The organism is Desulfarculus baarsii DSM 2075 (assembly GCF_000143965.1).
In the GTDB taxonomy this organism is placed as follows: domain Bacteria; phylum Desulfobacterota; class Desulfarculia; order Desulfarculales; family Desulfarculaceae; genus Desulfarculus; species Desulfarculus baarsii.
The window spans coordinates 1102221-1128132 of record NC_014365.1; the positions used below are offsets into that span (position 1 = coordinate 1102221).

The 25912-nt window shown below is 54.9% G+C and carries 21 protein-coding genes and 1 pseudogene; 13 read left to right on the forward strand and 9 right to left on the reverse strand.

From position 1 onward, the window contains the following. The first annotated feature begins 31 nt into the window (after window positions 1-31). The 8 genes from DEBA_RS18565 to DEBA_RS17660 all read left to right on the forward strand — a co-directional run bounded on the left by DEBA_RS18565 (window position 32) and on the right by DEBA_RS17660 (window position 9164). On the forward strand, window positions 32-784 hold the full coding sequence (locus DEBA_RS18565; protein WP_013257812.1) for an SEC-C domain-containing protein: 753 nt from the start codon (window positions 32-34) through the stop codon (window positions 782-784). 307 nt (window positions 785-1091) lie between these two features. Further along, on the forward strand, window positions 1092-3017 hold the full coding sequence (locus DEBA_RS04965; RefSeq protein WP_148227787.1) for a glycosyltransferase: 1926 nt from the start codon (window positions 1092-1094) through the stop codon (window positions 3015-3017). Next, a complete protein-coding gene (locus DEBA_RS17640) occupies window positions 3014-3757 on the forward strand; it encodes a glycosyltransferase family A protein (protein WP_013257814.1) in 744 nt (247 codons plus the stop codon). Before DEBA_RS04965 ends, DEBA_RS17640 begins: the two co-directional genes overlap by 4 nt. A gap of 39 nt (window positions 3758-3796) precedes the next feature. Further along, window positions 3797-4942, forward strand: a complete 1146-nt coding sequence (locus DEBA_RS04970; protein WP_013257815.1) for a tetratricopeptide repeat protein — start codon at window positions 3797-3799, stop codon at window positions 4940-4942. Between the two features lie 23 nt (window positions 4943-4965). Then, window positions 4966-5940 (forward strand): glycosyltransferase family 2 protein, encoded by a 975-nt coding sequence (locus tag DEBA_RS17645; protein WP_187288588.1) that lies wholly within the window; start codon window positions 4966-4968, stop codon window positions 5938-5940. 15 nt (window positions 5941-5955) lie between these two features. After that, window positions 5956-7128: a glycosyltransferase family 4 protein gene (locus DEBA_RS17650; RefSeq protein ID WP_013257817.1), complete on the forward strand. Its 1173-nt coding sequence runs from the start codon at window positions 5956-5958 to the stop codon at window positions 7126-7128. A 16-nt stretch (window positions 7129-7144) separates the two neighbouring features. Then, window positions 7145-8155, forward strand: a complete 1011-nt coding sequence (locus tag DEBA_RS17655; RefSeq protein WP_187288589.1) for an NAD-dependent epimerase/dehydratase family protein — start codon at window positions 7145-7147, stop codon at window positions 8153-8155. Window positions 8156-8168: 13 nt separating this feature from the next. Further along, window positions 8169-9164, forward strand: coding sequence for a glycosyltransferase family 2 protein (locus tag DEBA_RS17660; protein WP_013257819.1), 996 nt, complete (start codon window positions 8169-8171; stop codon window positions 9162-9164). Here the strand turns inward: DEBA_RS17660 and DEBA_RS16825 are convergent. The 6 genes from DEBA_RS16825 to DEBA_RS18050 all read right to left on the reverse strand — a co-directional run bounded on the left by DEBA_RS16825 (window position 9157) and on the right by DEBA_RS18050 (window position 18735). After that, window positions 9157-10695, reverse strand: a complete 1539-nt coding sequence (locus DEBA_RS16825) for a methyl-accepting chemotaxis protein (RefSeq protein WP_013257820.1) — start codon at window positions 10693-10695, stop codon at window positions 9157-9159. The genes DEBA_RS17660 and DEBA_RS16825 overlap by 8 nt on opposite strands. Further along, on the reverse strand, window positions 10692-11621 hold the full coding sequence (locus DEBA_RS04980; RefSeq protein WP_013257821.1) for a hydrogenase small subunit: 930 nt from the start codon (window positions 11619-11621) through the stop codon (window positions 10692-10694). The genes DEBA_RS16825 and DEBA_RS04980 overlap by 4 nt, the downstream gene beginning before the upstream one ends. A 12-nt stretch (window positions 11622-11633) precedes the next feature. Beyond that, window positions 11634-13136 carry a nickel-dependent hydrogenase large subunit gene (locus tag DEBA_RS04985; RefSeq protein ID WP_013257822.1) on the reverse strand — a complete coding sequence of 501 codons (1503 nt, stop codon included), beginning with the start codon at window positions 13134-13136 and terminating at the stop codon, window positions 11634-11636. Between the two features lie 395 nt (window positions 13137-13531). Continuing rightward, window positions 13532-16375, reverse strand: coding sequence for an AAA family ATPase (locus tag DEBA_RS17665; RefSeq protein ID WP_013257823.1), 2844 nt, complete (start codon window positions 16373-16375; stop codon window positions 13532-13534). Then, window positions 16356-16979 (reverse strand): hypothetical protein, encoded by a 624-nt coding sequence (locus tag DEBA_RS18045; RefSeq protein WP_013257824.1) that lies wholly within the window; start codon window positions 16977-16979, stop codon window positions 16356-16358. The genes DEBA_RS17665 and DEBA_RS18045 overlap by 20 nt, the downstream gene beginning before the upstream one ends. Further along, window positions 16972-18735 carry a hypothetical protein gene (locus DEBA_RS18050; protein WP_148227788.1) on the reverse strand — a complete coding sequence of 588 codons (1764 nt, stop codon included), beginning with the start codon at window positions 18733-18735 and terminating at the stop codon, window positions 16972-16974. The genes DEBA_RS18045 and DEBA_RS18050 overlap by 8 nt, the downstream gene beginning before the upstream one ends. Before the next feature lie 267 nt (window positions 18736-19002). Here DEBA_RS18050 and DEBA_RS18055 point away from each other — a divergent pair, with 267 nt between their 5' ends. Both DEBA_RS18055 and DEBA_RS04995 read left to right on the forward strand, forming a co-directional pair. Next, window positions 19003-19212, forward strand: a complete 210-nt coding sequence (locus DEBA_RS18055; RefSeq protein ID WP_013257826.1) for a hypothetical protein — start codon at window positions 19003-19005, stop codon at window positions 19210-19212. Beyond that, window positions 19212-20783, forward strand: coding sequence for a glycosyltransferase family 9 protein (locus DEBA_RS04995; protein ID WP_013257827.1), 1572 nt, complete (start codon window positions 19212-19214; stop codon window positions 20781-20783). Before DEBA_RS18055 ends, DEBA_RS04995 begins: the two co-directional genes overlap by 1 nt. Here the strand turns inward: DEBA_RS04995 and DEBA_RS05000 are convergent. Beyond that, on the reverse strand, window positions 20780-22027 hold the full coding sequence (locus DEBA_RS05000; protein WP_013257828.1) for a glycosyltransferase: 1248 nt from the start codon (window positions 22025-22027) through the stop codon (window positions 20780-20782). The genes DEBA_RS04995 and DEBA_RS05000 overlap by 4 nt on opposite strands. Before the next feature lie 89 nt (window positions 22028-22116). Here DEBA_RS05000 and DEBA_RS05005 point away from each other — a divergent pair, with 89 nt between their 5' ends. Next, entirely contained in the window at window positions 22117-23346 is a 1230-nt protein-coding gene (locus DEBA_RS05005; RefSeq protein WP_013257829.1) for a glycosyltransferase, read from the forward strand. On the opposite strand, the gene DEBA_RS05010 is transcribed toward DEBA_RS05005, so the two are convergent. Together DEBA_RS05010 and DEBA_RS18325 are read right to left on the reverse strand one after the other, a co-directional pair. Continuing rightward, window positions 23343-24215 (reverse strand): glycosyltransferase family 2 protein, encoded by an 873-nt coding sequence (locus DEBA_RS05010; protein WP_187288591.1) that lies wholly within the window; start codon window positions 24213-24215, stop codon window positions 23343-23345. The genes DEBA_RS05005 and DEBA_RS05010 overlap by 4 nt on opposite strands. 315 nt (window positions 24216-24530) lie before the next feature. After that, complete coding sequence (locus DEBA_RS18325; RefSeq protein WP_187288637.1) at window positions 24531-24854, reverse strand: hypothetical protein; 324 nt, start codon at window positions 24852-24854, stop codon at window positions 24531-24533. Here DEBA_RS18325 and DEBA_RS19025 point away from each other — a divergent pair. Both DEBA_RS19025 and DEBA_RS18865 read left to right on the forward strand, forming a co-directional pair. Beyond that, window positions 24765-25172 (forward strand): annotated as a pseudogene (locus DEBA_RS19025) (FAD-dependent oxidoreductase); the annotation flags it as partial. The gene DEBA_RS18325 and the pseudogene DEBA_RS19025 overlap by 90 nt on opposite strands. Before the next feature lie 74 nt (window positions 25173-25246). Further along, the gene (locus tag DEBA_RS18865; RefSeq protein ID WP_280985143.1) at window positions 25247-25894 is read left to right on the forward strand and encodes an FAD-dependent oxidoreductase; all 648 of its coding nucleotides are present in this window, start codon (window positions 25247-25249) and stop codon (window positions 25892-25894) included. Window positions 25895-25912: the final 18 nt, after the last annotated feature.

Here is a 25912-nt window from a genome sequence, read left to right on the forward strand (position 1 = left end):
ACAGGCGCCCTGCCCGGCACGAGAATCTATCATGGACTTGAGCAACATCGCCCGCAACGACCTTTGCCCCTGCGGCAGCGGCAAGAAATTCAAGAAGTGCCACATGGGCCGCGAAAATGAACTGCTGGACGACACCTTGAGTGTCGATCCGGCCCAACTGGCCATGAAAATCATCGCCTTGCCGGCTTGCGCGCACCCGCGGGCGGCCGAAATGGCGGCCTCGCTGGAGATCGTTTCGCCGGCGGGCAAGCAGCTCAAGGTCAAGCTGGTGGACTTGGCGGCCTATTGCGCCCTGACGCCATACGCCAAGCAAAACGGCGCGGAGCAGAACGACGGCGGCGTGGTGATCAATCCGCTCAAGACGAAACTGCTTGACCCCGGCTTTGTCTATCTGGCTCTGAGCCCCAAGGCCGGTGATTCGACCATTGTGCATGAGTTGGCCCATGTTATCGATATGGTTTGCGGTTCGTGTCTGCCCGCCGGCAAGGCCCAAGAGATGGCCGGCGAGATGAGCGTGCCCGTGGAGCTGTTGGAGCATCCCCAGGAGTTCGGCGACAAGCTGATCGAGCTGGCCGAACGTTTTGCCGTGAGCCTGGACGCCGAAGATGAGATCATCGCCATCCTGGCCCGGCGGCAACTACTGTTGCCCGCCCGCATGGTGGCCAAGGGCGATCACAAAGAGATCGTCGCCGCCGCCGAGAAGACGATGAGGTTCATGCAGAACAACCAGGCCGAGATCGACGCGCGCATCAGGGAACGCGAAGGCTACTTGGGCCCGCGCTGATAGAAGGTGGCGAGTCCGGGCGCATGACGTTCAACCGCGCGCCGCGCGACCTGATCCAGCCAAGACGATGAGGCGCTGATCGTGTTCATGGTCTTTCACGGCCGGCGTCATCGGTAAAATCACGGCTATAAGGTGGATACTGCCTCTGACTCGTTACGCGTCTTGCCAGGCCGCGTGATGGGCAAGCATGTTGGCGCTGAAAGCATTTGTGCGCGGGCAATAATTTGATTATGCTGAACATGGCTGGTTTGATCAATTTCTGTGCTGGCAGGCCCCGCCAGTGGAAAGTCAGTGAACGCCGATCGTAATGAGCATGCTTGCGTCTGATCATACGCGGTTGTTTCAGCGCCTGGCGAGGCTGTGGCAGCAACTATATCCTTATAAACATCGCATGATCCAGGCGATGTTCATTCCGCAATACTATAAACTTCAAGCCGGGTTGGACCAGGCGGTGACCGATGAGCAGGCCTGGCGACACTGGCTTCTTGCTGGGCATAAGCGCGAAATTGCGCTGAATCCGTTGTTTGATGCGGAGTATTACCGCCAAGTGTGGGCCGATAAAGAGCCACGCATAGCGAGTGAACCATCGGCGTTTATGCATTGGCTCAAGCACGGCCTCCAAGAGAGAATCATCCCGACGGTATTGTTTGACGAAAAGTTTTATTTGCATGCGTATCCCGATGTTGTGGCCTGCGGAATGTGGTCGTTTGAGCACTTCATACGTTTTGGCGTAAATGAGCGGCGGTGGCCAAATGGCCTGTTCAGCTCGGGCCGATACATGGAGAAAAACAACGACAATCTGAATGGCCTTGCCCCGTACTATCATTTTTTGATGTACGGCGACGATTGCGGTTTCAATGGCGATACGCACAATTTTGACCCGCGCGAATTTGGCATGCCATCGTGGCGTGATTTATATCGTTTAGCGGTGGATAAAAACAGAGAATTTTTCGACGATCGCATACAGTGTGGGGTCTTGGCGGAAGTGCTTGAACGGGCCGCGCGCATTGAGCCACTGATCAACAAGCCGGCCGTGGCCGCGCGCGTGCTTCATATTCCGCCGTTCATGGGCCAACAAACCGGCACTTACGCCGCAGCGAAAAAGGCGAGGCTGGCGTTGCGCCGGCCGCATTATACAAATGTGGTTTGCATACCTCATTGCCGCGTGGGTGGCGCGGCGCGCGTCGCGGGCCTGTTCTGCCAGGCGCTGGCCAAAATTTTTCCTGATGAACCAACCTTGCTGATATTAACCGACTTGTCGGTCTTCGCTCGACCGGATTGGTTCCCCGACAATATTGAGATTTTCGATCTTAGCGCGATTGTCGATGGATTGTCCGCCGCGCACAAACAAACGGTGCTCATGGATGTTCTGCGAGGCACAACTCCAGAAAGAATTGTCAACATAAATAGCCGTTTGTGCTGGGACACCTACATGGTGTTTGGCCAGCAACTATCGCAGTGGTCTCGACTTTTTGCCTATTTCTTTTGCTATGATATTAATCCGCAGGGCCATAAGGTTGGTTACCCCATTGAGTTTTTTGCTCCAAGCTATAAATTTATGAGTGGGTATTTTTTTGATAATCAAGCATTGGTCGATGAGTTGGAGTATCGCTATCTTTTGAAAAACAGTAGCGAGCATAAGTCCAAAGCTGTCTGGACGCCAATCGAGAGCGACTCCACGCTTTGCCTACATGCGCAGAAGTTGCAAAAAAAATCTGAAGTTTCGTCGAGATGGCGCGCTTTTTGGGCGGGCAGACTTGATCGGCAAAAACGCTACGATATCGTTGTCGAAATAGCCAACATGATGCCAGAGCTTGATATATGGACTTGGGGTCATGCGGTTTTGGACGGAGGATTTGACACCAAAAATCTGCCGCCGAATATGAAGTTTTTTGGCACGTTTGAATCATTTGATGATTTGCCGCTGCACGACTGTGACTTTTGGCTATACACCTCTGAGTGGGATGGTTTGCCGACGATGCTTCTGGAAACAGGAGTGCGTGGGATTGCCACCGTTGCGTCCAGAGTTGGCGGTACGGCCGATGTCATCAACGAAGAAACAGGTTGGCCAGTTGATGATTTTCTCGATCCACGCTCCTATGTCATGGCGATAAGGCAGATGATGGGAGATCCTGGCGCATGCCTGGCCAAAGCCGGTGCTTTGCGCGATTTGATTGCTGCGCGGCACAGTATGAATCACTATGCAACTGAGATCGAGGCCGCACTAAAGTGAACGCACAGGCGCAGTTTGAAATCAGCGCGATAATGACAGTTCATGGTGAAGGCGTGCTTGCAGGTTTGTCGCTGCGCAGCATGCTAGAAGCCGTCGATAATGTGCGGCATGACGCGGAAGCTGTGGAGCTGATGGTCGTGCTTGATTGTCCAGACAACGCCACGAGATCGTTTGTGGAATCGTTGTCAGTTGACGGAATGGTTGTTTTAAACACTGATTTTGCCGACCAGGGTAAGGTTCGAAATCATGCGATAAAAAATGCGCGAGGACGGTACGTTGCGTTTCTTGACGGCGATGATTTGTGGAGCTTCAATTGGCTCAGCGCCGCATGGGATATGATACGCGCATGTGATGATGGAGCTATCGTTCATCCAGAGTTTAATTGGTTGTTTGATATGTCTGGTGGAGTGTTGGAAAAGATTGAGATGTCTAATAGATTTTTTGACAAAGAATATTTGCGCGTCATGAATTATTGGGACGCATTGTGTTTTGCTTCAAAGGCTACGTATGAAACATTTCCTTATCCAGAGCGAAACATTTCCTCGGGTTTTGCCTACGAAGACTGGTATTGGAATTGCGTCACCGTGGCCAGCGGCTACGAGCATGTTGTTGCGCCAGACACCGTGCACTTCAAGAGGCGCAGATCAGGCTCGCAAACAGTCGAAGCCAGTTCACGTAGGGCTCTGCCCAGGATGAACGGTTTTTTTGATTACAAATTTTTCTCTCAAGGTGAATTTTAATTTGCGACAGTCTGATGATTGGTGAGCTGTGTGTTGACGATGCTTCACAAAGATAAAAAATTTCTTCGCGCTGTTGTGGGAGTAGATTCATCCCATTGTGATAAAGCCCTGCCGGATGATACAGTGCAGGCGCTTTTGAGAAATATTATTGAAAACCAAACCGATTCAACGCAGCGCGTAAAACTGTCCTCTTATTATCGTTCGGTGGACAAGACTGATATTGCGGATAGAATCAGCTCTATTGGAGATGATTTGGCGGCTACAGAGATGGAACCGGTTGCGATTCAGATCTTTAGGGTTTTGTTGGACGGGAAGCTATATCAAGATTGTGACTTGCTGGTGGATGCGCTTATAGATAGTCGGCAAGAAGTTGATGTTTACAAAAAAATTGGAGACATTTATCGCATTGGTGGGCGGAACGACAAGGCTATTGATGTTTTGTTGCGCGCGTGTGACGTCTGCAATAGTGCCGATAGCCTATATTATGAACTCGGCGAATTGTATGCCAAGGACGGCAACCATCGTGCTGCAGCAGATTTTTATTACAAAGCATCCGTGCTAAACCGGTCCATACTATTTTATTATTCAAAAATGAGCGAGGCTTTGTTGCGGCAAGGAGAAATGTCTAAAGCGATTGAATATACGCAGAACATTATATCGCTGGGTACGGATAACCAGTACATAGTGTTCGGGCTTGGTAAATTATTGCTTGATGCCGAGAACTACAAAGAAGCTGAGGCGCTATTCCAGCGCGCAATATCCATGGACAACACTGTTGCTATGTTTTATACGCATCTCGCTGAATGCTATAGTCGGCAAGGTAGAGTCCATGAGGCGATCGACTGTTTGAAAGGTATAATTTCGAAATTTTCTGATAAACCAAGCGTACATTACCTGCTTGCAAAGCTTTTGATCCGCACCAAGAAATTTACAGATGCCGAAGACGTAATTTCGAACGCTATATCTATAGATCCAACATCTAGCCTCTACTATCGACTTGCTGCGGAGTGTATGAGGCTGCAGGGAAAATTCGATGACGCTTGTCGATTGCTCAGACTGGCGATTAAACACGATGAGCTCAACCCAGCGCATTATTTTGAGCTATCGAGATGTTTGAAGCTCACTGGAGACTTTCTTGGCGCAGAGCTGTTACATGATAGAGCGTTGGTGTTATGCCAATCGTGAGCTGGTAAGATTTTATGCCATGCGTGCTAAATCCTGACTTTTGTAAAGCCAGTGTGGTCATTACCACCAAAAATCCTGGGCGTATATTTGACAATGTAATTGCGATGGTGCTTTCCCAAAAGACGCCATGGGACTACGAAGTCATAGTGATTGATAGCGGCTCAAAAGATGGCACTGTTGAAAAATTACGACTGCTTGATGATAAAATTACGCTGATATGTATTCGCCCAGAAGAGTTTGGTCATGGTCGCACAAGGAACTTAGGCGTTACGCATGCGCAAGGAGATTATGTTGCATTTCTCACGCATGATGCGGTGCCCGCAACATCCGAATGGTTAAGTGAACTTGTCACAGCATTAGAGCTTGATGTTACTGCTTGCGCCGCTTTTGGCCGACACATCGCACACAATGATGCAGATCCATTTACGAAGCGAGATCTGCAGGCTCACTTTGACTTTTTGGGCTCCACCACAACGGTGCAATCAAAATTCAGCGACCACATTCTTTACGATACTCAGATAAGGCATCGGCAGTTCTTACATTTTTATTCAGATAATAATTCTTGTTTGAGGAAATCGGTATGGAAGGTCTATCCATATCCTGATGCGGAATTTGCCGAAGACCAGATCTGGGCTGCCACCGTGATCGATGCTGGTTTTAGCCGAGTGTACGCTCATTCAGCAGTGGTAAAACATTCTCACGATTATTCTTCCATCGGCACTTTCCGTAGGGCGTTTGATGAATCTGCTGCTTTTCAAAGGATATTTGGCTATTCATTGTGTGCAAGCCTTGTTAGAGGGATGTTGTCGGCGGCCAGCTGCTGCATGCATGACATGCAATATGCGTTGATCAATAAACTGCCATTACGACGTGTCATCTCGAGAATTATACGAAACATATTGCGCAGTTTCGGTCATTATTTGGGTGCCAAAATTGACCAAATCCCAACGAGCGTAGCCATGCAACTATCGTTAGATAAAAAGCTATATCGTTCTTGATTTCAGGTGGATGTAATGGTTTTTTCTCATATCAGGGACGGGCTGCATGCCCTCCTGGTCAGGGGCTATGGCCTGATTGCACCCAAGCAATCCGTCGACAAAAGATTTGATTTCGTTTCATGCGCTCCCTTTGGTCCTTCACACAAAGATGTGAAGCCATCATGCAACACCGTCAACTGGTTCGTCCCACCAATTGGTTATGGGAGTGGTGGCCATTTGAACATCGTAAGATTTATTAAACTGCTAGAGGATGATGGATTTGAATGCAGGATTGTTGTTACAAATGAATTTCGCCCGTATGATAATAAAAAAATAGCATCGCAAATTTCGGAATGGTTTGCGCCAGTCAAAGCAAAAGTATATTTGCATCCACAAGATACAATTCCTGCGGCGCATATATCAGTCGCTACTGGTTGGCAGACTGCTTATCCAGTAAAATATTTTTCGGGTAGCGCGCATAAGTATTATTTTGTTCAAGATTATGAACCATATTTTTATCCTTTGGGCACCGAGTACTTTTTGGCTGAGGATACATATCGTTTTGGATTCACGGGGATTGCTTTAGGCTCGTGGTTAGCGGACATGCTTAGTGCTCAATACGGAATGCGAATGTATGGAATAGGTTTTTCATATGATGATGATCTGTATACGCCGCGATTAGATAAAGATTGTTCCGGGCCTAAACGCTTGTTGTTCTATGCGCGACCGGAAACACCTCGCCGTGCATTTGAACTTGGTGTTTTAGCTATAAACGATGTGAAAAAACATATGCCGTCAGTTGATGTTCTCCTGGTCGGTGGAAACTTGAGCCGATATAATCTTCCTTTTTCATTTAAAGATTGTGGCAGATTGCCTATTTCCGAGCTTCCGCATTTGTACTCACAGTGCGATGCCGCCTTGGTGCTATCAATGACCAATTTATCGCTTTTGCCTCTTGAAATTATGGCGTGCGGTTGTCCTGTGATCAGCAACTGCGGACCCAATGTTGAATGGATGCTGAACAGCACCAATTGTAAGCTCAGCCGGCCTACTGTCTCAGGATTGGCAGAAGCAATCATTTCGGTTCTCTCAGACGAGCGCGAACGAAAGCAGTTGATAAAAAATGGTCTTGACTATGCCAGATCAACAAGCTGGAAAGAGGAGGCAAAAAAAGTCGCGCAAATATTCCGGCAAACTTATAATGAATAGTCATGGTCGTATCAGCATGGCAAATGAGTTTTCATCTGATTTGAATAATTTCAGACATGTGGTGGTTGGTGCTGGTGGCTTTTTGGGCACAAACATTTCCGCTGGTTTCAAAAAATCGAATCTAGACTTGCTATGCATCGATGCTTGCGAACGGCCAAAGTATTCTAACCATGCCGGCGAAAAAAATTGGCTATCCGGCACGTTGTCAGACAAGGAATTCTTTGTTGAACATCTGAAACCCAACGACATTGTATACCATTTGGTCAGCACGACAAACCCAAGCAACTCGGACCTTGCGCCAGATAAAGATGTTGAAGATAACTTGATAGGATCCCTGAAATTGTTCCAGGCGTGCAGTGAAAGACGTATTAAAAAGCTTATTTTTATTTCTTCTGGCGGCACCATATATGGGCCTGACGCTCCCGTCCCAACTCCTGAATTTGCAGACACATCACCGATTTGCTCTTATGGGGCAACCAAACTCGCTATTGAAAAATATCTGGAAATTTTTCGTAAGCAGCATGGACTTGACTATATCATATTTCGTGTCTCCAACGCTTATGGCCCATTTCAGATCGCGCGAGGTCAAGGCATAATTGCAATGGCTCTGCACAGGTTTTTCCATGATGAACCGCTGGAAATTTGGGGAGACGGCAGTGCAGTACGTGATTACATCTTTGTCGATGACATCGTGTCAGCCGTTTTGATGGGCGCCGCGTCGTCGACGCAATCTCCTCGGCTCTATAACCTTGGCAGCGGAGTTGGCCACTCGGTCAACGAGGTCGTTGAGGCGCTCAATTTTGCCCTTGGCGGCAGACTTGAAACGGTCAGGCGTGAAGGCAGAAGTGTGGACGTTCCTCGTAGCATTTTGGACATTGAGCGGATCAAGCTACACTTGAATTGGCGGCCAAAAATTGACCTTAAGGCAGGAATCAGCGCTACGGTGAATTGGTATAGAGAGTTCATTCGATGCTCGGGGCAAGACCATAACCACGAATATTCTCGTGCCGACGAAAAAATAAATTAATGGCGCTGCAAGCATGGTAGGCACATTTCGCAAGGCTTTGATCACGGTTATAATTGTCAATTATAATGCGAAGACGCATTTGGCAAGATGCCTGGATGCCTTGCGCGAACAAACCGTGCAAGACTTTCATATTGTCCTCGTTGACAACGCCTCCACCGACGGATCGCTGAACGAAATTTACACCAACGAAAACCTAACCGTGGTTCGCCTTGCAGAGAATGTAGGTTTTGCCGCGGCCAACAACATTGGGGCGCTAAGATCGCAAAGCGAATTCATTGCATTGCTCAACCCAGATGCTTTTCCCGCGCCGACTTGGCTCGAAAAACTCATGGAGCACGCAAAAGCCTACCCAGAATACGCGGCGTTCGGCTCAACTCAGTTGCTTGACGCCAATTCTGACCTGTTGGATGGCGCTGGCGATGTTTTGTATTTTTTTGGTTTGCCGCGGCGTTCGAAACACCTCGAACGCGCAATACCTCTGCCGCCGACTCGGGAAGTTTTCAGTCCATGCGCCGCTGCCGCTTTGTATCGTCGGCATCTTTTCGTGGGTGTTGGCGGCTTGGACGAGGCGTTTTTTTGCTATTGCGAAGACGTTGATTTGGGCTTCAGGTTAAGGTTGCGCGGGTATAAATGTTTGCAGGTCGCCGACGCGATAGTGCGGCATGTCGGCGGGGGCTCAAGCGGACAAATTTCAGGGTTTGCCGAGCGACATGGCCATAGAAACGCTTTATGGATGCACATAAAAAACATGCCAATGCCGTTGTTGGCGCTGACCCTACCATGTCACTTCATTGCCGAGTTTGCCAAAGCAATTTTCGACATTGCAAGCCCAAGCCGTGGCCGTCTTGCGCAACGCGCGCATAACGTTAAATGCCGAATCCAAGGGATTTGCGAGGCGTTGGCGCAAATAGGTCCGATGATGCTTCAACGGAGGATCATCCAAGAAAAGCGTGTGATCTCCAGCTGTTCCGTGGCCAGGACGCTCTGCTGGCGTCCGTGGGCTAGTTGATTTCCGTGGACATTTTTTCGGGCAATGCGCGCTGAATCGCGGCGTCTTGCCCGCTGTTATACGATGTGCGGAACGTGCCCATTGTCGTAGCCAGATTGGCCGCTTGCGCCGCACCTTGCCCAGTGGCGTTATCTATTTCGCGCAGAGAATTGCTTATGCCGGCGATGCCCGTGTCTTGTTCTTGAGATGACATGGCCACCCCCGCCATCAATTCGGCCGCTTGCTCGATTATCTGTTGCACGCCGCCAAATGCTTCGTGGGTGGCGGTGACCAATTCGCCACTTTCTTGAATCTTGCCAATGGTGCCATCGATGAGTTGGGCGGTGTTGCGCGCGGCCTCGGCCACGCGCAGGGCCAGGCTGCGCACCTCGCCCGCCACCACGGCAAAACCTGCGCCGGCCTCGCCGGCCCGGGCCGCCTCGACGGCGGCGTTGAGGGCCAAGAGGTTGGTTTGGAAGGCTATCTCGTCGATGGTCTTCATGATATTGGCGACTTGGCGGCTTGATTCACGCAGCTCATCCATCGCCCCGGAAAGATTGGCGATACTTTTGCCGGACTGCACGACTTGCGCGGTCACCGCGCTCATCAGATCGGCGGCGGTCTTGGCGTCGGCCGCGTTTTCCCTGGTCAGGGCCGTGATGTCGTTGGCCGCGTGGGAAATCTGCTCGATGGCCGCGGCCTGTTGGCCGGCTTGTACGCCCGTGGCCGCGGCGACTTGCTGGGAATGGCCGATGACGTCGTTGAGTTTTTGCACGAAACGATTGAGCAACTTGGCTGCTTGCCCTATTTCATCCCTGCTTTGAATGGGCATTTCCAGAGTCAGGTCAACGTCATATTGGGTGAGCATTTCGACGAGCTTGGCCATTGGCTGGTCGACAAAACGTCGTACGGTTAGGAACAGGCACAGCGCTACCAAAACCAAAACGCCGGCCACCGCGGCCAAAGCTGTTTGCAGGGAGTTGGCTTTTAGCACGGCCATATTGTCGGCGGCTTCGGCTTCCGCTTGGCGCAAAGCAGCGGTGGAAAAACGATAGAAAGTGACGCCTCTGATTTCACCGTTGCGCCAGGAAATGTGGCAACGAATGCAGTCGGCGCTCACTTTGTGAGGCTGGTATATCTCCAAGGCGTTTTGCGTTTGTCGATAGTGAGTCTGTGGTTCGTTCAACACCTTGGCGGCCATGGTTTTGTCCAGCCGCGAGCCCAAAAATTTGCGATTGGAGGAGTGAGTCGCAACTCCCGCGGCGCTGAACAGGCTGACTTCCTCCAGGCCCTTCAGTTGGCGTAGCGACTCTAAAAGGCTGGTGAATTTTTCCATCTCGCCGCGCACCAGCGAACCTTGCACGGCGCGTTCGATGGTGAAAAATAAATTGTCCGCCTGCTGCTTTTCGCTCTGTTCCAGCATCTCCAGGCGGTGCGCCGTCATCTCGGAGACCAGGTTGATGGTCCAGTTGTATTGAAATATCTGCACGGCGCATAGGGCCGTGATCAAGACCAAAGCCAGGGATATCAGCAGCTTGGTGCGCAGCTTCAATTGCGGCCTCCTTTGCCCCTGGCCAACTCGGTCTTGCGATAAAACGGCAGTTCGGCCGAACGTGCGAATCCCTCCGACGCGCAGCCGATGCACGGCGCGCCGGCGGCGATGCAGGTGTTGACGCCGCCATTCCAGAAACGCACCGTGCAATCGGCGTGGGTGATCGGCCCCAGGCAGCCCAGCTTGAACAGGCAACCCGGTTCGCCAAAGGTCTTGGCGAAATTTTCCCGCTCGTAGTCGGCAAACCGCGGGCATTGATCGTGCAAGATGCGACCATAAAAGGCTTTTGGCCGCTTGAGGGCGTCCAGGGGCGGCAGGCCCCATTGCAGTAGGTGAGCCAACGTCCCCACCAGCCAATCGGGGTGGGTCGGGCAGCCGGGCAGATTGATCAACGGCGTTTTGACCCCTTGCGCCTCGAGGAATTCGGCCACGCCGACCGCGCCGGTGGGGTTGTTTTGCGCCGCGGGGATGCCGCCAAAGGCCGCGCAAGAGCCGAGGGCCACCACGGCCTTGGCCTTGGCCGCGGCGGCTTTGACCAGATCGGTCACCGGGCGGTGGCCCATGACGCACGCCTCGGGCATGCCGGCGGGTAGCGAACCCTCGACCACCAGCAGGTAGCCGCCGGCGTCGATGGCCTTGTCCACCGTGTCCATGGCGGTCTGACCGGTGGCCGCCGAGAGGGTGGAGTGGAACAATAAAGAGATGTAGCGCGTGATGACCCGAGCTGGCGAAGGCGCTTCGGAGTTTAAAAACGACACGGAGCAGCCGGAGCAACTCTGGCCCTGCAGCCATAGCACCGGGGCCTGGCCAGCCTCCATCCGCGCCAGGGCCTGGGCCAGGCTTGGCGCCAAGCTTGGCTCAAGTCCCATGACCGCGGCCAGGGTCGCGCCGAATTTCAAAAATTGACGCCTGGTTATGCTGGCCATCACGGTCTCCGCTCAGTGAACCGCGCAGGCCAGGCACGGATCGAACGAACGCACGATCCTGGCGGCCTCCAACGGGTTTTGCGGGTCGGCCACCGGCAGGCCTTCGAGGGACGACTCGACCGGGCCGGGCACGCCGGCGTCGTCGCGGGGCGAGCAGTTCCAGGTGGTGGGCACGACACACTGATAATTGGCGATGCGGTAGTCGGCGATCTCGATCCAGTGGCCCAGCGCGCCGCGCGGCGCTTCGATCAGGCCCGCGCCCGCGCCGCTGGCGGGCACGTCGAAGTCGGCATAGGTCGGCTCGCCTGGTTTGAGTTGGTTGATCCAGCGCGCGCAGGCCTCGGCCACCAGCTTGCATTCGATGGCGCGGGCGGCATGGCGGCCCATGGCCGAGTTGAGCTCGGCCGGTTGGCGGCCAAGAGCGCCGAGGAGCTGATCGACCATCTCCCGCACCTGGGCCTGGCCGGCCTGGTAAGCCACCAGAATGCGCGCCAACGGGCCAACCTCCTGCGGGCGATTGTCGTAGCGCGGTGCTTTCAGCCATGAATAGGCCCCGCTTTTGCGTGGCGCGGGTATTGTTTGGCCCTTGGTCGGATGCAGGCCGGACGGAGAAGAGAACAGCGAATGGGTGGTCTGCTCGGTGATCTTGGTCAGATCCAACGACGCGGCCTGGCCATGGCTGACGCGTCCGGCTGGCAGCAGAAAGCCGTCCTCTTGGGGAAAGACGCCATAGGCCATGAAGTCACCGGGGCCGGCGCCATGCTGAAAATACTCGGGAAACGCCGTGGCGACGGCCAGGATGTCGGGCAGGTAGGCCGTGTCGATGAAAACGCGCAACTGATCGATGATGGCGGCGTAAGCGGCGATTTTTTTGGCGCTGACCTGCTCGGTGACGCCGCCGGGCGCCAACGCCGTGGCGTGAGGAACCTTGCCGGCCCAGATGGCCACGGCCTGATGGGCCAAGGCGCGCATGTCAAGGGCCTGCAAATAGTGCTTCAGCGCTCCCACGTTGAGGCCGGCGTCTTGAATGTAATGGCCGGCGTAGCGCGGCAGAAACGGCGCGCCGGGGCTGATGGCCCCAGCCTTTCGCTGGCCGCTCACCCAATCACGCAGATCGTTCAAGGCCGGGTCCGCCCCGTGATAACCCAGAATGGCTGTCACGTCGACAAAGTCTAGCGCGGAAAGTTGATAAAAATGAATAAGATGAGACTGAATATAATTGGCGCCCAAGATCAGGTTGCGCGCGATGACGCCATTGGGGGTCAGCGCTGGGTTATATATCTGCTCCTGGGCCAAAATAGAGGCCAAGCCGTGGGAGATGGGACAGACGCCACAGATGCGCTGGGTGATTTGCTGGGCGTCGAGTGGGTCGCGTCCTCTGAGTATGTTCTCGAAGCCACGGAACATTTCCCCCGCGCAATAAGCACTGGCCACCTTGCCGCCATCAAGCTCAAGACGAATGCCCAAGTGCCCTTCGATGCGGGTCAACGGCGAAAGCTCAACTAGGGTGCCCATGTCGCATCCGTATTGTGTGGTCTTAACCAGCTATTGGCGGCAGACGGTTGGCGCCTCAGCGGATTGCGTCCAGGTGATAATCGGCGCATCCAATGGGGGGTCGGAAGCGGGCCGGTGATCATAACCATGGCGTAAGGTTCTGAGAAGTCTGCGCGAAATTGGTTGTATGGTAAATGATTGATCGGCGTGGCGTCAAGTGCGCCGAGAATGAAAAGAGCAAACAGTCTATTTTTGTGCCATCGGCGAAGACAAGCGGGCAATGTTTTGCATATACAAATCAATTAATATGATTTTAGATGCTTAACATGCTGGAAATAAACTAAATGATCGTTGCAAAAGATCGTGACGCAATCTGTTGTCCATGCTGGCGCACATTGCGTCGATGCCACGTTGGTTCAGCCGAGAGCCTCCTTCACGGCGGTCACGCCATTTCTGGCGTTGCCCAACAGCCTGTAAACGCGCAAGGGAGGGGCGTCATTTCCGGGCAATGGGCCAAGGTTAGCGAATTTGGCGATGAGCAGATTCATCAAAAGATCGCTGGCTGTCGTTATGACCAGCTTGAGTTTTCCTTTTTGCTCGATCGCCAGCATTCGCACAATATCGATCACGGCGACGCGATTGAGGTCGTCAAGGTGCGCGAAAGGTTCATCAAGGAAATATGTGCCGCCAGCTTCCCGTGCACGCGCAAGGAAGATTGACAGTGCAAGGTCTTGGCGCTGACCACGGCTGAAATATTTGGAGGGAGAGAGCGGGACGCCATTTTCAATATAGGCCACGATATCGGTAATATTGATTTGGTTGTCATGGCTGGAGAAATCAACTTTGTTAAAGATGCTGTTTGTATTCATTCTGGAGAATAACGCAAACATGACATCTTTCAAGTCAGAAAGAGCGGCGCGTCTTTGTTGGGAAAATTGTTGGCGATTAAATTTAATGATATTATTGCACGATGAGATTTTCTTGTTTAGCAATGTTATGCACTCATTTATTTTATCAGCAGAACTTTGAAGACTTTCACGCTTGGCGCCATTGGTTAAAATAAATATGCATGCGTCGATGTTTGCTAATTCATTCCGAGCGCTTGATGCAACATCGTTGTCTGCTTGAATAGAGTGCTTGAGAGATAGTAATTCCTCGTCAGAAAATGGTATGTGTTTGCCAATAGACTCCCACGCAAGTTTGAAAGCTATCTCGTTATGATGAAGTTTATTAATTATTTCCATGGCTGATGTATGTCTGTCTGACGCTTGCTCAAAGGCCAGTTCAAGAGTAGCCAGCTCTTCCTCGGTGCGGTGCAAATCCTGGCGAGCAGCGGCATCTTTTGCTTTCAGTTCTTCGGCCGCCACCTCAAAAAACCTGGATAATGCATCGCGCAAGCCAAGAAGAGAAAGTTTCTCTGGTGCTGAAATATTCAGCGCGCTGTGGATGGACTCCATGTCATGCCACAGCTGAGCGAGATGGCCGGCGACATTCAGGCCTCTGATGATGTCTTTCAACGACCGGTGGATATCGTCGAAATCAAAATCATCGACAAGGCGTTTGCATGAAGAAATATAGTCATTCCACTTTTGTTCACGTTCGTTAATTTCTTGGCGGATTATGGACAAGCGCTCTTTGTTGGAATTGTAAGTATTGATGTCCTCCGTTAGCGCGCAAATTTCCTGCTCGATTCGTTCTAATGACTGGCGAAGTTGAGCTTCCTTTGAAGAAGAATAGTCGATGCCGAGGTCTGTGCTGCTGGAAACTGCATTGAACAAATCGTGCGCGGTTTTCCAGTCGTGCCCACAGGTTGGGCACACACTTTGAGTTTTTATGGCGGGCAGGGCATTGCGCGCGTAAACTTTCAGCTGCGTAAGATCGTCCGTTATCTTGGCTAATTGGCTGCGTAAAATCGCCCGTTTAGACTGTGCTTGATCCAGCCTGCCTTCAAGAATTGAAGCTTTGGCTGTTTCGGTTTTTACGAGATTTGATAGTTTGTGTGACTCAGAGCGAACACGGTCAAGCTGATAGTTGTTCTCCACGGCTTGTGGATAGACTTCAAGTAAATATGACGCGCTCTGCAGCAAACTTTTGCGCGCCATAAGGTCGATCTTATAATACTGGTTTGTTTTAAATATTTCCTCGACTGTTTTGGATGATATCTCTGGATAATATGTAACAATGGAAGTGATTGTTGAGGCGACATGTTCACAAATATCAGATACGGAAGAATGCTGTGCGGCGAGTGATGCAACTTCCATGTTAAGTGTATTGATCTGCTGCTTTTTTTGGGCAATTTGCGTGGAAACGTTGGCCAAATTATCCAGTTGAGCGTGCCTGTCCGCACCGGACGCTTCAGCTTTTTCTTTTAGCTGAGTTATATCATCAATAAGTTGTCTGATGTAATCAATTTCTTGTTTTCTCTTTTCGATATGCGCGACAAATCGATCAAGCTTGTTCGAAATTCTCTGCTTCATGTCGACGATTTCATGGAGATCGTTAACAGCGCCAAGCGGTTCGATCTGGATATTTAATAGCAATATGCAGGCATTGATTGACTTTTTCGTATCGCTGAAAATATGCTCATATCGAGCGGGGTCTGGTGGCAAGTCTCCAGTATCGTCTATGAGTTGCTTAATTTTTTCTGCCCGCCTTTTTTCTAGCTTGAGATTTGCATTAAGAAGTCTTATGAAGTTTTTAACTATATCGTTTATATCATTAAGATGACTCATGCCAAGTAAATCATAAAAAATTTGTTCACGCAGACCTGATGATTCGCTATCCACCATCGTTGAAAGCGAATCTTGATAAAAAAAGTGTTTGCCCCATAAATGGTTTTGATGCAGCTCCAGCAGGCGAGCGTAATCATGATTTTCGGCACTTAATACGGAATTTTTTATAAACGTATTTAGGTATTCCAACGATGATTTAACTATATCGCTATCGCGCTGATCTGATTTATCAGTTTTCCATTTGCCATCATTGCAAGTTACATATTCGCCAGAAATTTCGCCACAGATCAGAAAGCTATCTTTTTTTGTCAAGCACGCACATTCACTCCAACAATTATTCATATCTGCATTAATACGTTTCGAGCGAATTCGGCGCGTAAACAATAATTCAGCAGCTTGCAATAGCGTGGTTTTACCTGTTCCATTGGGCGCATATATCAAAGTGATCGGTGAGGAAAAGTCGAGCTCAATGCTGCCTGCAAGGCCACGAAAATTAACAACTTTTATGCTAGAGAATTGTACTGACATCGTCTGAATCCCCGATATATGATTCAATCAAAATGATGATTTCATCCTCGCTTGCGTTGGCCAGTTGACGCATGAGGATCTCATCATCTTTGCATAATGATATTAGCGTGCTATCAGCATTTGCGGCTGCACTTTTGGCAAAAGGCAAAGACAGTATGGGTATGCGCCTGATCCGCTCTTCCCAGGCGGAAGGATCATCAGGATCGCCAACCGGCCAAATTATTTGTTTGCGACACAGGTATAAGTCGCTTTCAAGGCTCTGAATTGTGCCGTGTAGATCGTCGCTGCCCACGACTCTATTTTCTTCATCAAGCGCAGGCGATCTATACGTGTTCATGTCATGCGCAATCGCCAAGATAAGGTAGCCATCAACTATCTTATGCTTACGGCGCTTTTCGCCAAGTTTTTGCGATAATATGGCCAGGCCTTCACCATGAGAACTTTTCAGCTTTGACGCGATAGGTTCGTCGATTACGACTAGTGCTACCACGGCATAGTCTGATTCCCAAAGTGTGCAATTGGCCGCATCTGCCGCGCTATCAGCTAGTGTTAGTCCGACGGGATTAGCGTAGGAATCAATACAATCAACACATGCGTTATGCATAAGACACGCTTCCTGAGCTTAACATGCCAATTATACCTGATAGCCTCATGCAATTTATTTTGCTTGTCGTTGCGTCTTGATAGCAGTTTTCAATAGTCGTCAGCGGCAATAAATATATTGAAAATGGTCGCGGGGGTGATCCGATGCTTTCGCTAGGCGCGTGTGTTATGGATGACGCGCCTGGCGTGATCTGGTCCTCATCGATGTGTCCCATGCCGGGAGCAATGCACATGATCAGTGGCTTTTTGTATTGCGTTAGCGAATTTTCCATGGCATTTTTCATATCATATGCATGTTTTGATTTGTCAGACCAAATATTAATATCAATATTGCCAATATTTGTTCTGAGTTGCGCTGTCTCTTCCGCAACTAGGTGCGCGATATTGCAATACATAAGTACGGAAATGCAACGCAGGGCCTTTATCAGATCATCTCGGTGCTCATGCAGCTTATCGCATAAAGAGGTCGAATAGCTTCCTGGCGCCATTCCACTTTTTATCAAGGCGATAAGATTATCTGCTTGCACGCCCTTAATGGTCGTTTTGATCTGTAATTTCAACCAACAGAGCGCTGAAAATATCTCCTTGGTTGCATGATGCCCGTATCCGCAAGAGCAGTTTCTGCAAATAAATCTCGCAAGCTCATAGGGTTGATGCTCAAATTCGCTATACTCTCTAAGCTGATAGCTCAGGCCATGATCGTGGTTTGTTGTTATCTGATTGTGTAGCGTGGCGGGCCAATTATGTCTTTCAGCATCAGGTACAGTTTTGAACTTCAACTTGCCTGATATCAACAGGGGTTCCGTTGATCGCACCAACCTGGCAACAAAGTTTCCGTTCTTATGAAGCCTTGTCCCTTTTTTGATCTCATGTTTTACGATATGCGCAGCATCGGCATGAATATATATTCCACTTAAATTACGTAGTTTGTCGTTTGACTCATCCTTGTCATGCTTCCCCATCGCATGATTGGCCAGTGCGATTGCAAAATGGTTATGAGCTGTAATGTCAAGATTAGTAAATATTCTATTTAACGCATCTTGCCATGCTGAAGCATGTGGGTCTTTTTGATATAATTGCCCGGCAACAAGTATGTATTTTCGTGTTGCTTCAGGAAGCAGATTGGTCTTGTTGCATACTGTAACCATTTCACTGGTGGGGGTTTTGCCATCACCATTATAAATGAAGTCGGAGCAAATAATTGGCCAAATATCGAGGCCATTTGTCTGTATGCAAACCTGCGAAACGCCGCCATCTAAATAATCAATCTGTCCCAACTCTGCACATTGCTCTGGGAAATGCTTAACATAAATTACGCTTTTAGTCGTGAGCTTTTCCGTGCCATCAGCAGGATATCTTAGCCAGCACCATCCATAATTATATCGCCGTTTGGCCCCGGGAAACCCCTCCTCGTCCTCGCGCCAGCTTTTTATGATTTCCGTTCCGTGATGCCGTGTCCTGTCTGTAAAAATCTCATTTAATTTATTGCCATGCGTAAATCCGAACCCCGCTATAAGCACTATCTTCCCTTTGTATTTATTGATTAAATCATTTATCGTATACCAATCTTTAACGCCAAATGTCAGTTCTGGAAACATGATTATAATTGGTTTATTGCCTGGAAAATGATCGCCTATTTCTTGTTCCAAAAACTCCTTGACCAAGTTTACATATTCAGGGCGGCTGTCGTCATATAGCCGCTCTCTTTTTGGTGGTGGCGTTTGCACCAGGCATAAATTCAGATGGTTGCTGTCCACGAAATCGCCGGGCACTTTTACATTGTGCACATACAAGCCATTGCCTTTTTTTGCCCCGCGTGCCCTCGGCATTTGTCACCCTTGTTTTGTTGCGGCAAACCAATGCGCCAAAAACAAAAACCGCCCCCACGGCGGATGCCGTGAAAGGGCGGTCTTGACCCGCGCCTAATTTGCCACTCGCCCTTGGCTTCTGTCAAGCGATTATCATTTGCCGATATTTATTTTTTGCCCCAACTGTGCCAAAATAAAAGCCCAGGGAGCGCGCCGATGTACCGCCCACCAAACAACCATGCGGAGATAACCGTCAGTCAGGCCAAGGCCATCGACGCGCCATTGGCCCGGCTGTTGGCCCCTCTGGCCGGTGACACGCCGTTGAGCGCTCGGGCGCTACGCGCTCACGCCAGGCCAGGTCAGCCTATCGACCGCTTGGCCGTCTGCGCCATCATCTTCGAATATCTGCGATTTTCCGGGCGTTGATGCGCGTTCTCTTCGTCCAGACCCTGGCCATGGGCGATCTGCTGCTGACCACGCCCGCGCTGTCGGCCCTGGCCCAGGCCCGGCCTCAAGCCGTCATCGACGTGCTGGCCAATGATTCCTTTGCCCGCGTTTTGGCAGGCAATCCGGCGGTCAACCGCTTTATTGCCTTGCCTTTCACCCGGCTCTACGCCCTGGCCAACCAGCCCGACGAAGCCCGAGCGGTCATGGAAACCCTGGCTCTGCTGGCCCGCTTCACCGAAGACCTGGCCGGCGGCTATGACCTGGTCTACAACCCCTGCTTCAACGAGTTGGCCTGCGCCCTGACCGTGCGGACCAAGGGCGGCCAGGCCTTGGGCGGCGATTTTACCGCTGATGGGGCCATGATCATGCGCGGTGATTGGCCCAATTATTGCCACAATATTTTCAGCGGCCCGGCCTATAACGGCCTGCATCTGAGCGATCTGCACGGCCTGGCCCTGGGTTTGCCGTCGGCGACGCGGCGGCCAGTGTTCCAGGCGCGGCCCGAGGACCAGCGTCAGGCCCGGGCCTTGCTGACCCAACTGGGCTGGCGGCCCGAGCGGCCCCTGATCGCCTTGCAGGTGGGGGCGGGCAAGGCCGATCGCCGTTGGCCGCCGGAAAAGTGGGTGGAGCTGGGGCGTTTGTTGGGACATAAAGGCCTGAGCGTGGTTTTGCCCGGCGCGCCCCACGAGGCCGCGCTCACCGCCCGGGTGGCGGCGGGGCTGGGCCCGACGGCCCTGGATCTGGCCGGCCGCACCGATCTGGGACAGTTGGCCGCCGTGCTGGGTCACTGCCGGGCCTTGATCGCCAACGACACCGGCACTGTCCACCTGGCCGCCGCCTTGGCCCTGCCCATCGTCAGCCTCAGCCTGGGCAAGGCCCAGTTTCGCGCCACCGGGCCATATGGCCCCGGCAACGTGGTCGTGGAGGCCGATCTGCCCTGCGCGCCCTGCCTCGATGCGGCCGCCTGCCAGGCCAAGCACTGCTGGGCGGCCATCGCGCCGGCCGACGCCTTGGCCGCCTTGGAGCACGTTTTGGGCCGAGCCTTTCAGCGGCCGGCCGGTTCGCGGGCCAGGTTTTATCGCGCCCAGCCCGACGCGGCCGGGCTCATGGACTGGCTACCTTTAAGCCCCGACCCAGCCCAGGCCAGGCACGCGGCCTATCGCCAGGCCTGGCTGAGCGTCTTGCGCCCTGGCCAGTGGCCCCGCGCGCCGCTGTCGCCATCCCGCCCGCCGGCCTCGGGCCCGCTGGCCGCCTTTGACGCCCTGGCCGCCGCCGCCTTGGCAGCCCTGGCGCGCATCGAGGCGGCCCTTGGCGGCCAGGCCCCGCCCGCCACGGCCCGCCCGGCCATGGACGCGCTCAATCAGGCCACGGCCGAGGCGCGCCGCCTGGGGGCGGCCGAAGCGTTGGTCCGGCCGCTGGCGATGTATCTTGTCCAGCGCCTGGCCAGCCTGGACGAGCCTCGGCCCGAGCGGCAAATCCGCCTGCAACGGGCCGTGTTCGCCCAGACGCGGGCCGTGGCCGGGCTGGTCTGGGCGGCGCTGACGGGCTAGACTTCCTGCCAGACAACGCCGCGCTGGCGGTTGGCCCGGGCCGCCCGCTCCAGGGCCGGGTGGCCGGCGGGTAGGACGCCCTGGGGCGCGGGGTTCCAGCGGCCCTGGGCCTTCAACTCGGCGACGCGCGCCTCGATGGGCCCCCGCCAGCGGCGTTCGATGACGTTAAAGAGCCACTTGGCCAGATCATTGAAGCGCGACCAGGTGTTGTCCTGCACGCGGTAGAGATAGAGCAGTTTGGCGATGTGGCCGATCTTGCCGCCGATGAAAAAACGGATCATCAGCTCGTAATCGTCGGCGATGACCAAGCGGGGGTTATAGCCGCCCAAGCGCCACAGCTCGCTGGCCCGAAAGGCCCGCACGTGATTGGGGCAGACGGCCATGTGCTGGATCACCGGCCCGGCCCCGAAAACATCGCCGTAAACATCGTAGGCCAGAGCCTCGCGATAGCGCCGGCCTTGCAACTCGGTCCAGCGGTAGCGACCGCGATCTTCCCACTCGGGGTAGACGTGGGGCGAGCCATCGGGCAAAAACTCGGCGAAGTTGGAGTGAACCATGCCCAGCTCCGGGTCGGCGGCAAAGGCGGCCACGACCTCTTGCAGGCAGTCGGCGCCGAGCATGTCGTCGTGGTCGAGCTCCACCAAAATCTCGCCGCCGCACAGGCCCGTGGCCTGGCGCTTGATCCAGCCGATGTTGGCCTGGCCCCGTCGCTGGGGAAAAAAGGCCTTGATCCGATGATCGGCCCGGGCCAATCGCTCGATCAGCCGGGGCGTGCCGTCGCTGGAGCCGTCGTCGACAAGCACCCACTCCCAGTTGCGATAGCCCTGGCCGCACAGCGAGGCGTAGGCCTCCATCAGGCGCTGGCCGGGGTTGAAGGTGGGGGTGTAGACCGAAACCAGGGGCTCGTCGCGGCCGGCGGTGGGGGGAAAGACGGCCCAACTCAGATATGTCTCGTGCACGGCGCGCAACAGCTCGTCCGGCCGGGGCGCTTGATCAAAGTGCAGCCAGCGCCGACGATCGGCCAGCGGCAGCATGACCAGCGGTTTGGGCCGTGGGCCGATGCTGACGAAAACATGGGCCGGCCGTTGGTTGAGGTTGGCCAGAAGCTCGCCCTCCGTGGCCGAAAAGCACGCCTCCACCGCCGGCAGCGCGCCCGACTCCAGGGGCAGGCTTCGCCCCAGATGGGCCGCATAGGCCGTTTGAGCCCGCTGGTCCAGCCCGCCGTGAATGACCACCCGCAACACCGCAGCCTCCTTTTGCCTGATCCGCGCCCAATGGCGTAATATAGCCCAAGGCCGCCGGCCCACGGCGGTCAAAGGCCAAAAGGGCGCTCATGAAGATTTTACAGGTCGCGCACAATTTTCCCCCGCTATCGTGGGCCGGCACGGAAAACTACACCCTGGGCCTGTCGCTGGCCCTGCGCCGCCGGGGCGTGGAGGTCGAGGTGATCCACCCCGTCTTCGGCCGGGGCCAGGGCCTGGAGCGCCTGGAAATGCTGGGCCTGCCAACCTGGCGGGTGGGTCTGGACGACGAACCCACGCTGGTCAGTCTGGTCGATCGCCGCTCGGCGGCCATTGTCTGCGATGTGGCCCAAGAGGGCGGCTTCGAGCTGATCCACGCCCAGCATCTGCTGGGCTTCAGCGCCGAGGTCGTTTACGAGGCCCAGCGCCGCGGCCTGCCCGTGGTGCTGACCCTGCACGACTTCTGGATCATCTGCCCGCTGATCTTTGGCCAGACGCCCAGCCAAAAGCCCTGCCCCGGCCGGGGCAGGCAAAATTGCCTGAACTGCCTGATGGAAGCCGTGTCACAAGCCGGCCCCAGGCCCGACCTGCTGCCCACCTTGGAGCGCTTTTGGCGGGAACGCGACGCCTATTTGGGCCAGATGCTCAAACTGCCCAGCAAGGTGCTGGCCGTCAGCCGTTTCGTGGCGCGGACCATGGCCGCCCGTGGCCTGGCCGGGCCCAACATGGCCGTCATGCCGGCCGGCGTCGTGCCCTTCACCCTGGGTCCAAACCCCGGCCCCGATCCGGCCGACGGCCTGGTCCTGGCCTTCATGGGCAACATCATGCCCCTCAAGGGGCCCCACCTGGCGGCGCGGGCCATCGACGGCCTGGCCGGCGCGCGGCTGGAAATCCACGGCAAGGCGGTCAACCAACCCTACGCCGCCGGCCTGCTGGCGCTCTGCGAAGACAAACCCGAGACCTTCAGCTATCACGGGCCCTACGACATCAGCCAGCGCGGCGGCGTCTTGGCCCGCTGCCACGCGCTGGTCGTGCCCTCACTGACGGAATCCTATTGCCTGACCGCCCGCGAGGCCCTTTTTGCCGGTCGGCCGGTCCTGGCCTCCGATGTGGGCGGCATCCCCGAGGCCGTGCGCCACGGCCAAAACGGCCTGCTCTTTCCGCCCGGCGATTGGCGAAGCCTGCGCCGGCTCGCGCAAAGGCTCATCGAGCGGCCCGAGGAACTTGCCGCCTTGACCCGGGGCGTGCGCCAGCCACACACCGTCACCGAGGACGCCGAAAAATACCTGAGCCTCTATCGTCGCATCCTGGCCAGTGGCTAGACGCCTGGGCGTTCGTCGGCCCGGCCGCCCTGATCCAGGCTAATGGTGCGGGTGCGGCTGGGGTCGAGCAAGTGGTGGATGGTGCAGCGCGTGAAATCGTCGTTGTAACTCAACCGCAGGCCCAGCTTGGCGTAATGACGGTTTTCATCGGGCTCGACCACGCCGGCCCAGCGCTCCATGAACAGCAGCATGTTGGGCACGTCGTGGGCCTTGCGGCCTGGTGAAATGCCCTCGTGATGCAACACCTTGCCGCGCGGCTCGTAGTGGATCGTCCAACCCATGCGCCCGACCTTCAAACACAGGTCGATGTCTTCGAATCCGTTGACAAAAGCCTCGTCAAACATGCCGGCGGCGAAAAAAGCCTCGGCCCGGATCAACAGGCACGCCCCGGTCACGGCCTGAAAGCGTTCGGGCGTGTTGACCACCGGGTGTTCGGCGTCCAGGCCCTGAAAAATGTGATAAGGCGCGCCGTTGGGCCGGAAAGCCACGCCGGCGTGCTGCACGCGGTTGCCGTGGGGGTAGATCAGCCGCGCCCCGACCACCGCCGCCCGTCGCTCGCGCGCCAAAACTTCCAGCAGCGGCGGCAACCAGCCGGCTTGTGGCTCGGTGTCGTTGTTCAAAAACAGCAGATTGCCCGAACGCGCGGCCTGGGCCCCCTGGTTGCAGGCCTTGGCGAAACCAAGGTTGTGCTGGTTGCTGATCACCGTCACGTCGCCGCCCAGCCCGGCCAAAAGGGCCGCCGTGCCGTCGGTGGAGGCGTTGTCGACGATGATCACCTCGTAACTGGGGCCGTCACTGTTCTGGGCCAGGGTTTGCAGACAACGCAAGGTGAACGCCGCCCGATTGAACACCGGGATGATGATGCTCACGTCATAGGCCGGTTGGACGGATTTTGTGGCAATGTCGCTTTGGGTCATGTTCGCGCCAAATTTTGGTTGGAGCCGCGCTTGATCGTTGGGTTGCCTCGCGGTTATATGATGCAAGAGCCGCGCCACGGGATTGTGTTGCGTTAATATGCTGTAATTATTTGATAAATATTTGGCATGCCGGTGCGGTTGGGTAATATTTGACGGGTGCGGGGAAATTTTGCCGTGGGCTGGCGTGTTCATGGCGGTGGAGCCGTGCAAAGTCGCGCCGGGTTGCGCGGGCTTTTTGGGCTGTGTTCATGAAGTTGCAAAGCAATTTTATGATATGAACAAAACCATGAAACAAAGCGCGCCGCGAAGTTTGCCGTAAAAAAAAGCAAAACGCGTTTGCGGTGATTGCGCGGCGATCACCGCCTGCGCTTTTCTTTTTGGAGGGTGGTGCGTCAAACCTTTTTCTTTTGGCGCGAAAGAAAAAGGTTCTCCCCGCGTCTTGGGCTTCCCCAAGGAAGAAAGGTCAACGCCGTGGTGGATGTAGTGGTGATCGGGGCTGGGGTGGTTGGTTGCGCGGTTGCGCGTTGGGCGGCGTTGTTTGGGCGCGAGGTGGTGGTGTTGGAGCGGGGGAGTGGCGGGGTGGATGGTCAATCGGCGCGCAACTCGGGGGTGATGCACGCGGGGCATTATTACGACGAACAAACACGGCCGTTGAAGGCGCGGCTGTGCGCGCGGGGCAATGGATTGTTGCGCGAGTTTTGCCTGGCCCATGGCGTGGCCCATGCGCGTTGCGGCAAGTTGATGGTGGCGGTGGACGCGGCCGACGAGGCGGCGTTGGAGATGTATTTGGCGCGGGCGCGGACCAACGGGGTGACGGCGCATCTGGTTGGCGGTGAGGAAGCGCGGGAGATGGAGCCCGGGGTAGTGGCGCGGCGGGCGTTGTGGCTGCCGGACTCGGGCGTGGTGGAGCCTACGTCATTGGCGCGGGCCTTGGAGGCCGACGCCGTGGCTGCTGGGGCGTTGGTGGGGTGCGGGGCGCGGAGGTGGCGGGCGCGCGGGCGGCGAGGGGAGGATTCGTGCTGGAGGCGCGGCGGGCCGGAGGGGAGGTGGAGTCCTTGGCGGCCGGCTGGGTGGTCAACTGCGCGGGGTTGTGGGCGGACGATGTGGCGCGGCTGATAGACCCGGCTTGCCGGGAGCGCATCGACCCCATGCGCGGCGAGGCGGCCTGGTTTCGGCGCGGGGCGCGGCCAGGGCTGGATGTGGCGCGGATGAACGTTTATCCCACGCCGCGCCGGGTGCGTCTGCCCGGGGGCGAGTATTGGACGGTGGGGGTGCATCTGACGCCGACGCTTTTGCCGGCCGGGCCGGAGGGCGGCGCGGCGCGGCTGAGCGACGTGGTCAGCGTGGGGCCGCTCAACTTCGCGGCGCGGGGCAAGGGCGACCTGGCGGGGGAGCATCGGCCGATGGAAGAGTTTCGCGCCCAGGTGGCCGGCTATTTTCCTCAATTGCGCGCGGCGGACCTGCGGCCCTATCAGGTGGGGGTGCAGGCCCGTTTGGCCGGCCGGCAGGACTGGCATGTGGCCGCGGACCCGAACCACCGGCGCTGGATCAACCTGTTGGGCATCGACAGCCCCGGCCTGACCAGTTGCCTGGCCCTGGCCGAACACGTGGGCGGGATGCTGGCGGCGTGAAATGGACCGGCCGCGCCG